We start from the raw sequence: 12487 nt of genomic DNA on the forward strand, positions 1-12487 counted from the left end.
TGTATGTTTTGAGGAAATTAAAGGTTATACGCTGAAATATAATTGTCGCCTTGGCATCACGCAATTGCCAACATATGGTTTTACTGTAAGAGTGTTATCCAATATGACCCAGGAAATTGAGGAGATTCTAAATACAGTTCAATCTTATATTGCGAATAAGTTATATGATCGACAAATAGAATTTTTAAGAAAATATTAATTAAGAAAACAGCTTATGGTGCACTTTGTGATGTGTACTATAAGCTGTTTTATATTATTCTTTAATTTTGAAAATGAACGATTGAGATGGGATTATATTTAATACTGCTTACTTGCATATAAATGCTTTTTCATGATGCTATTCGGTATCGCCAAATATATAATTATATATGTCTTGTGATACTTGTTCGAAGTTATCGACGTTGAGTGACAGATAGAATTTCAGTTTAGGCTCTGTGCCTGATGGTCTTAAGGCAATAAACCCTTCTTTAAAGAGAATTCGAATCACATTCGCTTGTGGTAATGATATTGCTTCTTCCGTGTTGTCTTCTTTATAAATGCGTTTCAATGTCTCGTAATCTTCTACTGCAATGACTTTTAATCCTGCAATGACATCAGGAATATTACGTCTTAATTTATCCATTAAAGCGTTAATTTGTTGTTGTCCTTCTCTACCTTCAAAGACTTTAGACATCGGTTTATCCCGATATTGTCCTACTTCTCTATGAATCTCTTTTAATGCATCGTGCAGTGTTTTGCCTTCATTTTTCAAAATAGAAGCATACTTAATAATTAATGGAACGATTTGAATGGCATCTTTGTCTCTCACGAAGTCGTCAGCTAAGTAACCATAGCTTTCTTCATAGGCAAATAAAAATGATTCTGTGTCATCTAATTCACGAATGGCTTTAGCAATGTGTTTAAAGCCGATTAAGACTTCCTTCACAGTCACCTCATGTTGTTGTGCAAGACGTTTACCTAACTCACCACTTACAATAGATTGAATAACAACCGAATGATTCGGCACATTCGTGTATTCGAGCAGATATTTAATGAGTAATGCGCCAATTTCACTACCACCAAAGTAATATGTTTGACCATTTGTATCTCGTTCTACAAATCCCATGCGATCGACGTCTGGATCTGTCGCAATAATAAGGTTAGCCTCCAAGTCGTGTGCCTGTTGAATTGCTAAATCAAAGGCTTCTCGCTCTTCGGGATTCGCACTTTTAACGGAACTGAAATTTGGATCTAACTCACATTGCAATTCGACTAAGCTTACATTCTGAAAATTAAGATGCTTTAAAACGTCCGGAATAATCGGCACACCAGTACCATGCAAACTTGTATATACGACCTTCAAATCAGATTGTGTAATATCACCTATAAGATTTGTAATTTCATTTATGTAACTATCATAAACCGCTTCTTGTAAATCAAAGGTGTTCTTCTCAATAAGTTCTTGATTTAAGTCAATATTCAACTCAAGTGGATTACCTAAGTTATTGATATATTGAGCAACTTCTAATGAAGTATCCTCATCTAATTGCGCACCATCTGCACCATAAACTTTGATGCCGTTATAATCTTTAGGGTTATGGCTTGCTGTAATCATGATACCGGCAGATGTTTGCAAGTATCGGACAGCAAAAGATAGTTGTGGCGTTGTTTTATATACATCTGCCAGATAAACTTTAATGCCTTTCGAAGTCAAAATTTGCGTAATAATATGCGCGAATTCTGAAGATAAATGACGAATATCATAGTGAATGACAATTGAAGGATTATCTTCTTTATCTTTTAAGTAATTAGCAATTCCTAATGCCAGACGTTGTATGGTATAGCGATTTAAACGGCCTGGACCAAGTCCAAACTGGCCACGAATACCTGCAGTTCCAAAAGCTAATTCAGTTTCAAATCCTTGTTCTTGAAACGTTGTGGTCTGACTATCATAGAATGATGCTACAAGACTGTCATCTTTATATTTCATCCAATTGTCTTTCATTATATACTCCTTTCATACTTATACGGATGTCTTATTATTCTATTTCAGTATACTGGATATTTAAAAAAGTTTCATTTGATTAGGAGATAAGCATTATTTAGTTATCGTTGATGCTCAACGAATCAAACTCGCAATAAGTAACCCATAGTGATAAAATACATTTATAAATTAATTCCATTGGCAACACCAAACCCCTCACTATTGGGCTAGTGAGGGGTTTTATGGTGTGTTAGACGATGTCGCTGATTTCTCTATTACTTACTGAAATTGATAGCTTTCATGACCTTTCGCAAAAGCTTCAACGGTATAAATCATTGAACCACCCTCTGAGTCGTTCTCGATGTCATTGGTACAAATGAGCAATTGGTTTGTTCCAGGAATAAATTGTGGATGTGTTGAACGTAACATTTTACCTTCATCACGCCCTGGCATTAAGATTTGACCAATAGGATATCCACGTTTGTTGAAGACTAGAACACGCCCTTGTCCATACATTGCTACGTATAAATTATCATCGCTATCAATACAAACTGAGTCTGGTCCTTCATGGCCAGTAAAGTAATATGGAATCGTTGCGCCAAATGGTGCAATTGTCACGCCATCGTCCTCTAATTGAATACGATGTAGTCGGTTAATCGTTGTTTCTGTAACCCATAATATTTTTTCATCCGTACTTAAAGCTACACCATTCGCTACTGAAATGTTCTGAATGACTGGTGTTACTGTCTTGAAGTCTGGTGAAACATAGTAAACGCCACCTTTAGGGTTGGTAGAATAGCCTCTGAAATCAGTGAAATAGAAACCACCTTTACTATCAAAGACCATGTCATCAATACAATATTCAGTATTGAGTTCCGAAATGATTTCTTCAAATTGTTCACCATGTTCATCTGTGGCGAAGATACCACCTGTTGACTCGAAATCGCCTAAATAACAAGTGAATAAACGTCCATCTTTATGTATTTTGACTGCAGCTGGATTTTGTTTTGTTGATTGAAACGCTGTTGAAACCTTTTTTGTGTCTATGTCGACTTTAAAGATTTTACCGCCAAACACTTCACATAAAAATAAATTATGATCTCTATCAAAGACAAGACCTTCAAGTTGAAGTCCTTCATCTGAAATTTTTAACCAAGGTTCTGCCGTTACCGTTTGTAATTCACTTTCAGAAATAATAGGTACTGCACTTTTTGATGCCCCAGTATATGTTAATTTTGGTAAAGATTGATTTGTCATAATTAACAATTCCTCCCTTTTCGAAAAGTATAATCTTAATTCATTATAATCCTTTAATTCACTTTCTACTTATCGTACTACATGTAATCGTTTTCAAAAAGTAATTGTACTTCTAACATAGGTCTGTTGTCCTATATTCAAAACCGAAATATTGAAAGTTATTGTAAATTTGGTAAAATAATATAATGTTGATTTTTATAAAAAGATAAATTATTGAATAACTAAATGATATGGCTTACCTTTACGATAAATAAATTTTTAGAGGAGAATTAGAAAATGGATTATAGAGTGTTATTATATTACAAATACACAACAATTGATGACCCTGAAACATTTGCAGCTGAGCACTTAGAATTCTGCAAATCAAATAATTTAAAAGGTAGAATTTTAGTTTCTACAGAAGGTATCAATGGTACATTATCAGGTACGAAAGAAGATACTGATAAATATATCGAACATATGCATTCAGATGAGCGTTTCGCAGATATGACGTTCAAAATTGATGAAGCTGAAGGACATGCCTTCAAAAAAATGCACGTGCGTCCAAGAAATGAAATCGTTGCTTTAGGTTTAGAAGACGATGTTGATCCACGTGTTACAACTGGTAAATATTATTCACCTAGCGAATTTAAAGAAGCACTTGAAGATGAAGATACTGTCATCTTAGATGCTCGTAATGACTATGAATTTGACTTAGGTCACTTCCGCGGTGCCATTCGCCCTGATATCACACGCTTCAGAGACTTACCAGACTGGATTCGTGAGAACAAAGATCAATTAGATGGTAAAAACATCGTAACTTATTGTACAGGTGGTATTCGTTGCGAAAAATTCTCTGGTTGGTTAGTTAAAGAAGGCTTCGAAAATGTAGGACAACTACACGGTGGTATCGCAACTTACGGTAAAGATCCTGAAACTAAAGGTCAATATTGGGACGGTAAAATGTACGTCTTCGATGAACGTATTAGTGTTGACGTTAACCAAGTTGAGAAGACAGTTATCGGTAAAGAACACTTTGACGGTACACCTTGCGAACGTTATATTAACTGTTCAAATCCTGAATGTAACAAGCAAATTCTTGTTTCAGAAGAAAATGAAGACAAATATCTCGGTGCTTGTTCATATAACTGTGCCAAACATGAACGTAACCGTTATGTAGCTAAAAACAACATTAGCGATGAAGAATGGAATCGTCGTTTAGAAAACTTCAAAGACGTTCCAGAACATGCACATGCTTAATATCTAAATCATATCCCTTATGAGATTTAATTAGCTCATAAGGGATATTTTTTGAAGTGGCTTAGAATTCTTCATGAAGTCATTGTCCACCGCAACTTACTTTGCTTATATGATTTCTTTTTTGAGATTTTCAATGTTGGAATATAACTAGAATTGAAATATCTTTATACAAGCATCTAAGCAATTATTTAACAGCATTTTCTTCGCTATTGGCACTTTTATTATTTCTATGATAGTTGACTATTACGGTATAATTTGGGCCTATATTATTTGTTTTAGTATGTATATAGCAACTTTTATTTTAGGACTCTTTTTCCGAAAAACTTTAAAAATTGAAATGCGTAATTAGAAATCTTATAATTGATAATAATTCTCACTTTAAATACTGGAGGTTTCTACATATGTGTACAGGTTTTACGTTTCAAGCTAAAAACGGTGACGTTATTTTAGGACGTACGATGGACTATGACTATCCATTAAGTGGACATCCTGCTGTGCAACCACGTCACTACTATTGGGAATCTCGTGTAGATTATAAAGGTACAACGTCGTATGGTTTTACTGGTGCCGGTTCTGATATGGAAGGCTTTATTTTCGGAGACGGTGTAAATGAGCATGGCCTCGCAATATCTAATCAATATGACCGTGGTTATGCCTCATACGCTAATAAAATACGAGATGGATACATCAATATTTCACAAACTGAAGTATTAACATGGGTACTTGGTTACAACAAAACGATTGAGGAACTTATTGAACAAGCAGACCAAGTTAATGTTGTTGCACATACATTGAATGATATTAATGAAGCGCCACCATTACATTATCATGTATCGGATGCGACAGGCCGAACTGTAGAGATTACGTTTGTAGAAGGTCGCATTGTCGTTCATGATAATCCAGTCGGTATACTAACAAATAGCCCTGATTTAAATTGGCATTACGAGAACTTGAAGAATTATGCGAATGTGACACCTTACAAACCACAATATAAACGCTATAAAAATTTATATATCGGCAATGAAAGTGGTACCTCTGGACTACCAGGTGGTTATACGTCAGCAGAACGTTATGTAAGAGCAGCTTATCTTGTAAGTAATATGTTGCCTGACGATGGTGATGATGCAGTATTAGATGCGTTTAGAATTCTTGATAGTGTAAGCATTCCTAAAGGTGCAGTTCGCCCTTCTGAAGATGAATTCCACTATACGCTGTACCAAACTGTATTTAACTTAACATCGCGTACATTGTATGTGAAATACTATAATTCTAATCGTATTGCTGAATTACAATTAACTGAGGATTTATTAAATAGCGACGAATTAGTTATATTTGATCCGATTCCGCAAGGATTGTCTACCGATAAAGTAAATTAATTATCTATAAACAAACAAGCGTGGCTGATAAAAAAGCCACGCTTGTTTTTATTATGCTTTAACATTTTTAGGAATCAGAATAAATGCTGATATAAGTCCAAGTATCATAATAATTGCCCCGACTAAGAATGAAATCATTGCTGACATTTCTACTGAATAGAATTGTTGGCATACTGTAAATACGGTCGTATTTAACGCGATACCAAAAGCTCCTCCAAGTGTAGCGCCCATCTTATATAAACCTGTAGCAAAACTCACTTTCTCTTCTGGCATATTGAATACTGCAATCGTTAAGCCTGGTGTAGCAACTAACCCATTACCAATCGCACATACAACAAATGCGAAAGTTACAATACCTACATACCAACTTGGCGATAAGAAAGTGAAGCTAATTAGAATGATACCAATTGCTGGAAATAGCGGCCCTGCAATTAACATACTTTTACCGCCATATTTTTGAATTGCTTTTTCACCTAAGCGTATCATCGCTATCGCCATGAAGACATACGGCACTGTAACCAAACCAGTTTGTGCTTCGCTCATACCAAATTGTTTTTGAGCATAACCATTGAAGACTACTGTGGTACCTACCCCAGTGTTAAGCACAAAATTATTGATTGTTGAGCCCAGAAATGCTCGATTTTTTACAATTGAAAAATCAATAAATGGTGTGGGTCTGCCTCTTTCAAAAATATAAAATACAACTAAAGCAATGAGACCAACAATTGCAACAGTTAACGTGAATCGACTTGCCCAACCATATGTAAAACCTTGAGTCATCAATAGCATTAAGCAAGCGATAATTACGCCGAAAATCACCATGCCTACATAATCAAAGGGCTGGTGATCACGTTCTTGACGTGGCACTTCTTTTCTACGACTTAAAATAAAAATCGCAATAATTGATAAAACGATAGAAAACACAAAGATAAATTGCCAACTTAAAAAGCTAGAAATAAGACCACCGACATAGGAAGAAAATCCTATTCCACCAACTGTCGCAATCATCATAAAACTATAAGCTTTACGGAGTGATTGACCTTTAAAGTTATCTGATATTAAGCCAATTGTAGAAGGTAGTAATACGGCAGCTGATAGGCCTTGAAAAATGCGCCCAATAACTAAGAATGGCGTGGCAGGAACAAAAATAAGACTAAGGCAACCAATAATACTAAAGACGAGACCTATTATTGTCATCTTGAGGTTTCCCACTTTATCTGCAATATCTCCTGCACCCACCATGAAAATACCTGTAACGAATGATACAAGGCTGATAGATAGGTTAAGTGTAGAATCTGTAGCACCAAACGTCTTTTGTACACTAGAACCAATATTTATAAATGATTGTGCAAACAACCAATATGTTAACACTGCAAAACTAGCTGCAATGATTAATTTACCGTCGAACCTACTTTGATGTGAACTCACATCTGACACTTCCTTTATTGATATAATAAAATAGTTATTGAGAATTATTCTCATATAACCTAAGATATTATATCATGCCCTTGAAGAAAATATATAATTTAAAATTTTAATGAAGGCAACTAATAATCAGTTTATTTTAGAAACTTATCATAAATATCGTAGTTTTATATATTTATTTAACCAAACTGTAATAAATAAACACAGACCTAACTTAATTGAAGAACATAAAGAAATAGTCTCGGAACTCGCAAAAGGTAATGTTCAAATGCTACTAATTTACTTTAAAATCATTTAAAAAAAGATTTAGAATTTAGTCTCTATTATCTTGAATTTTTAAACCTATTTATCATCTAACATTCCAAACAATATCTAAATATAAAATATTATTCAATTTATTTTAAATTCACTTTAATAGCAATTTTAGTTGTGCTAATATTAAGAAAATTACATCTATTATTCACTTATCTTTTACATATTAATTAGATAGGGTTACAGAGATTAATTGTAACTCTGAATCTCATCAATTAAATATTAAAAGTTAATTTGAATAACTGTTAAGGAGTGTTTTTATGGAATGGATTAAATTGATTGGTATTTTAATCATAATCATCGGCTTCATTCTTAAGTTTGACACTATAGCAATTATTTTAATTGCAGCAGTAGTCACTGGTTTAGTTGCCGGTATGAATATCGTTGAAGTACTTTCAACACTTGGAAAAGCCTTTGTAGATCAACGTCTTGTAACTTTATTTATGCTTACACTTCCTATGGTCGGTTTAATTGAACGTTTTGGTTTGAAGCAACAAGCTTCTAAACTAATTAGTAACGTCAAGAAAATAACAACCGGTCGCCTTCTTACTTTATATTTAATTATTCGTGAAATCGCCGGCGTAGCTTCAATACGTATCGGTGGCCATCCTCAATTTGTTCGACCTTTAATTAACCCTATGGTTCAAGGTGCACTTCGAACACGTTACAATCTTACTGATAAAGACATCGATGAGAAAGATATTGAAAAACTAAAAGCCGAAGCATCTGCCATGGAAAATTATGGTAATTTCTTTGGACAAAACTTATTTGTTGGTGCTGCTGGTGTGTTATTGATGGTTGGGACTTTCCAATCTTTAGACATTAAAGTGAATGCGATGAGTTTAGTGCTCGCTTCAATTCCTGTTGCTATCATCACACTTATTTTAGTTTGGATTAAAAATATTTTACTCGATCGTTACTTCAATAAAAAATATGGAAATAATGAGGTGAAAAGTCATGAGTGAAGCAACTTTAAACCATATTTTAGAAATATTTTACATATTGATTGGACTTCAATTTTTATATACAGCTTATCGCGCTTTACGTTCACAAGATAAATCTAAAAGTTTAGGTACAGCAGCATTTTGGACCATTTTAGCTATTTTATTTATAGGTGGTCCTTATATACCAAATGCAATTAATGGTCTGCTAGTTTTAGCAATGGGTGCTTTAACACTTTTCAGACAAGTGAAAATCAAAAACATTATCGATGTTAATGATGAGGAAGTTGAAAGAGGTTCTGCTAAATATGGAAATAAGCTTTTCATTCCTGCAATTGTCTTAGCTGTGGTGGCAGTAGTTGTTTCAAACTGGACTCCACTTGGCGGTGCCATCGGTTTAGGTATTTCATCTATTGTAGGATTAATCGCAGCACTACTCATTATCAAACCAAAATTATCTTACACATTGTATGACAGTGACCGATTAACGCAACAAGTTGGAACGACAGGTATATTACCACAATTCTTAGCTGCACTTGGCGTACTCTTTACTGCAAGTGGTGTGGGTCAAGTCATTTCAAAAGGTATCTCTTCATTTTTACCTGAGGGCAACCATTTAATTGGTGCAATTGCTTATATATTAGGTATGGTTCTTTTTACAATGCTTATGGGAAATGCTTTCGCAGCATTTACTGTTATAACAGCAAGTATTGGTATTCCATTCGTTATTGCACAAGGTGGCGATCCAATCGTTGCAGGTGCGCTTGCCATGACTGGTGGTTTCTGCGGAACATTACTTACACCTATGGCGGCAAATTTCAACACATTACCAGTTGCACTACTTGAAATGAAACAAGAATTTGGCGTTATTAAAGCACAGGCGCCTATAGCATTAACACTTATAGTAATTCACATTGCTCTAATGTATTTCTGGGCATTTTAAATAATTCTAAGGAGGAAATGAATAATGAAAATTTTAGTTACAGCATTTGATCCATTTGGCGGTGAAAAGATTAATCCTGCACTAGAGGCAGTAAAGCAATTGGAGAATACGATTGGCGAACATACCATTTCAAAGTTAGAAATTCCAACCGTCTTTCATGAATCTAAAGACGTCATTGATAAAGAACTGTCTAAAGGCGATTACGAAGTGGTCTTGTCTATTGGTCAAGCTGGTGGCCGTTATGACCTTACTCCTGAGCGTGTAGGTATCAATATCGACGATGCACGTATTCCTGACAACAAAGGAAATCAGCCTATTGATGTGGCCATTCAAGAAGATGGCGCACCTGCCTACTTCTCAAACTTACCTATTAAAACGATGACTGAAGCGATTAAAGCAGCAGGCGTCCCTTCAAGCTTATCGAATACAGCGGGCACATTTGTTTGTAACCATGTCCTATACCAATTAGGTTATCTCGCTGACAAGTCTTATCCGGGGCTACTATTTGGATTTATTCATGTACCATTTATCCCTGAACAAGTAACAGATAAACCTGAGAAACCGTCGATGTCTATTGAAACAATTGCGAAAGGTTTAACAGCGGCTATTAAAGCCATTTCTAAAGAAGACGACGCCAAAGTTGCACTAGGAGAAACACATTAAAAAGAGGGTCCCCCCTCTTTTTTTAATTTCAAAATTGGAAAACTTCTACGTACCTATTCACAAATTTATCATTTCAAAGAATTTGTATAGGGTGTATCATATAATAATGTTTATTGATGGAAAAATATTTTCAATAACTAAACTCTATTATAAAAAATAATGATGAATACAATAGAAAGAAGGTAAACATTGAAAAAGCGCATATTCTATTCACTTTCTATATGCGCGATGCTTATGTTAAGTGGTTGTGCTCAGTATCATAATGATGACAAAGAGGTTAAAGTCTCATTACCTCGTGAATTTAATACAAATCAACTAGATGCATAAGGCTTTGATGCGCCTATGCCTGTGTACAATGCTATCTATCAACCGCTTGTAACTTATGGTAAAAATGGCAAGATTGAACCAGGTCTTGCTACATTTTGGGAAGCTTCAGAAGACGGTAAACACTACCTATTTCATTTAAAGAAGAATGTAAAATTCAATGATGGTTCTGATTTTGATGCATCGGCAGTTAAATTCTCAATTGAACGTGCGAAGGCAACGGATACAACCGATCCTATAAACATTTAAGAATTGAGCATATTTAAGTTAAAAAACAATGCCTATCAAAACTTAGGCATTGTTTTTATTGCGTATATACTATGTAATTAGAGTATTTCTACCAAAAATAATTTTGAAATGTAGCTAATATATTACCAAACATGTGTATGATGATAGGTATTTCGAGCCGTTTTGTTTTTAAATATGCAACAACGAAAATGAAACCTGAAAAGCCGTAAATAAACCATTCACCTATGTTGCTTGGGCCATGAGCGCCAGCGAATAAAATAACAGATACTATGCCACCAACTATAGGTGCACCTCTAAAGATACCTTTAATTAACAATCCTCTAAATATAATTTCTTCTAAGATAGGACCTAAAATACCTATCGCAATGAGTTGTAAATACAGTGGTACATTGCGGTAACTTTCCTCTAACTCCTTCTCATTCCCTGTCGTAGGCATGAATTCAAAATAAATATAATCTGTACCATTTGCAAGAATGAATCCAATGATAATGATTAGCCATTGCTTTTTAGTTATTCGACTAAATTGAAATAGCTTCAACTTACTTAATTTTAAAATTAGAAATGCAATAATGACCCCTACAATAGCAATCCAAAAGTATCTTGGCTTCTCTACTAAGAGTATAACCATTGATTCGGCAACAAATAAAATACAAATTAAAAATAGAGATTGTAATAGCAACTTCCAATAAGGTTTTTGAGAAATTTGAAAATCTCCTGTTATATGGTCATGTGACATTTCATCTTTAGACATAGTTAGCCTCCTAAACATATAATTCGAAATGTTAATTTTTAGTTTAGATAACGCATTTTTATGAAGTAACCTACAATAAATGTCAAATATATGTTACATTCATATAGAGGTATTCATTTTTCAAAATCTTATATTTCTAGACAAAGGTGGGTTTATTATGATGAATCATCAAAATATGGATACAATTTCTAATACTACATCTTCTTCAAATGAAGATAATTCAACTAAAGACCACATACATACCGAAGAACGTCGTCCAACTGGTAATAAGTTTGTACGTGCCCTTATTTTCATTGGCTGGATGCTACTAATTCAAATTCCTATTGTGAGTAGTATGTTTATCTATAGTTTTTCTATTTATATGGATACATTAACTTGCACATTAGTGACCATCATTTATTTCATACTAGCTGCTGTAGTAATATGGCTAGTTAGAGGTTATTACAAACGTCATACCTATGAAAAGTCTAAAAAATTTACAGGTAAGGATATTGCAGTTAATGTTGGTTGGGCCTTACTTCTTAGATTAATCGTTATTGGTATGTCATATTTAATGCTATTTGCGACAGGTTCAATGCAAACACAAAACGACAAAATGTTATTAGGTGATATGAACGCTGCCAAACCAACGCCTGATCAATTGGGCCAAGTCTTCCCGCTAATTGTCTTCGTACTGACGATTACATTTGTAGCACCTTATTTAGAAGAACTTGTTTATCGTGGCATTTTTAAAGAAACATTATTTAAACGTACACGATTCTGGTTACCGTTCATCCTATCATCACTTATCTTTGCTTCTCAGCATGGTATTTCAAATTGGGTAGCAATTCTAATGTATACCATGATGGGAATGATATTCTACCTTGCTTACCATCGTCGTAGAAATGTTCGTGACAGCATGATGGTTCATATGATTCATAATGGTGTGAGTGGCATCATGGTTCTAGTAAGTTACTTTATGGTATTTTTTAGTTAAACATTGAACTCTTAAACTAGTTCTAACATAACAAATATTGTCGTAATTTAATCTTAAATATTTCTTAA

At 34.3% G+C, this 12487-nt stretch carries 12 protein-coding genes; 8 read left to right on the forward strand and 4 right to left on the reverse strand.

The annotated features are described in order from the left end of the window. Positions 1–337: 337 nt before the first annotated feature. Together BDW31_RS00730 and BDW31_RS00735 are read right to left on the reverse strand one after the other, a co-directional pair. Positions 338–1984 carry a phospho-sugar mutase gene (locus BDW31_RS00730; RefSeq protein ID WP_110708951.1) on the reverse strand — a complete coding sequence of 549 codons (1647 nt, stop codon included), beginning with the start codon at positions 1982–1984 and terminating at the stop codon, positions 338–340. Between the two features lie 258 nt (positions 1985–2242). Next, positions 2243–3220, reverse strand: a complete 978-nt coding sequence (locus tag BDW31_RS00735) for an SMP-30/gluconolactonase/LRE family protein (protein ID WP_110708953.1) — start codon at positions 3218–3220, stop codon at positions 2243–2245. Between the two features lie 276 nt (positions 3221–3496). Here BDW31_RS00735 and trhO point away from each other — a divergent pair, with 276 nt between their 5' ends. Together trhO and BDW31_RS00750 are read left to right on the forward strand one after the other, a co-directional pair. Further along, positions 3497–4459: an oxygen-dependent tRNA uridine(34) hydroxylase TrhO gene (gene trhO / locus BDW31_RS00740; RefSeq protein WP_085060202.1), complete on the forward strand. Its 963-nt coding sequence runs from the start codon at positions 3497–3499 to the stop codon at positions 4457–4459. Between the two features lie 401 nt (positions 4460–4860). Further along, the gene (locus tag BDW31_RS00750; protein WP_070485227.1) at positions 4861–5835 is read left to right on the forward strand and encodes a choloylglycine hydrolase family protein; all 975 of its coding nucleotides are present in this window, start codon (positions 4861–4863) and stop codon (positions 5833–5835) included. Between the two features lie 51 nt (positions 5836–5886). On the opposite strand, the gene BDW31_RS00755 is transcribed toward BDW31_RS00750, so the two are convergent. Next, positions 5887–7263, reverse strand: coding sequence for an MFS transporter (locus BDW31_RS00755; protein WP_053024428.1), 1377 nt, complete (start codon positions 7261–7263; stop codon positions 5887–5889). Positions 7264–7832: 569 nt separating this feature from the next. Between BDW31_RS00755 and BDW31_RS00760 the strand changes: the two genes are divergently transcribed. The 5 genes from BDW31_RS00760 to BDW31_RS12640 all read left to right on the forward strand — a co-directional run bounded on the left by BDW31_RS00760 (position 7833) and on the right by BDW31_RS12640 (position 10692). Beyond that, positions 7833–8537 (forward strand): DUF969 domain-containing protein, encoded by a 705-nt coding sequence (locus BDW31_RS00760; RefSeq protein ID WP_053024427.1) that lies wholly within the window; start codon positions 7833–7835, stop codon positions 8535–8537. Further along, positions 8530–9456 carry a DUF979 domain-containing protein gene (locus tag BDW31_RS00765; RefSeq protein WP_053024426.1) on the forward strand — a complete coding sequence of 309 codons (927 nt, stop codon included), beginning with the start codon at positions 8530–8532 and terminating at the stop codon, positions 9454–9456. The genes BDW31_RS00760 and BDW31_RS00765 overlap by 8 nt, the downstream gene beginning before the upstream one ends. A gap of 24 nt (positions 9457–9480) precedes the next feature. Continuing rightward, positions 9481–10119, forward strand: coding sequence for a pyroglutamyl-peptidase I (pcp, locus tag BDW31_RS00770; protein WP_053024425.1), 639 nt, complete (start codon positions 9481–9483; stop codon positions 10117–10119). Between the two features lie 189 nt (positions 10120–10308). Continuing rightward, on the forward strand, positions 10309–10446 hold the full coding sequence (locus tag BDW31_RS12635; RefSeq protein ID WP_226955367.1) for a hypothetical protein: 138 nt from the start codon (positions 10309–10311) through the stop codon (positions 10444–10446). Positions 10447–10461: 15 nt separating this feature from the next. Beyond that, a complete protein-coding gene (locus BDW31_RS12640) occupies positions 10462–10692 on the forward strand; it encodes an ABC transporter substrate-binding protein (RefSeq protein ID WP_053024424.1) in 231 nt (76 codons plus the stop codon). Between the two features lie 88 nt (positions 10693–10780). On the opposite strand, the gene BDW31_RS00780 is transcribed toward BDW31_RS12640, so the two are convergent. Then, positions 10781–11443, reverse strand: a complete 663-nt coding sequence (locus BDW31_RS00780) for a CPBP family intramembrane glutamic endopeptidase (protein WP_016930589.1) — start codon at positions 11441–11443, stop codon at positions 10781–10783. 157 nt (positions 11444–11600) lie between these two features. Between BDW31_RS00780 and BDW31_RS00785 the strand changes: the two genes are divergently transcribed. Next, on the forward strand, positions 11601–12419 hold the full coding sequence (locus tag BDW31_RS00785; protein WP_016930588.1) for a CPBP family intramembrane glutamic endopeptidase: 819 nt from the start codon (positions 11601–11603) through the stop codon (positions 12417–12419). The last annotated feature ends 68 nt before the right edge of the window (positions 12420–12487 follow it).

The organism is Staphylococcus sp. AtHG25 (genome assembly GCF_003217445.1).
GTDB classification, from domain to species: Bacteria; Bacillota; Bacilli; order Staphylococcales; family Staphylococcaceae; genus Staphylococcus; species Staphylococcus haemolyticus.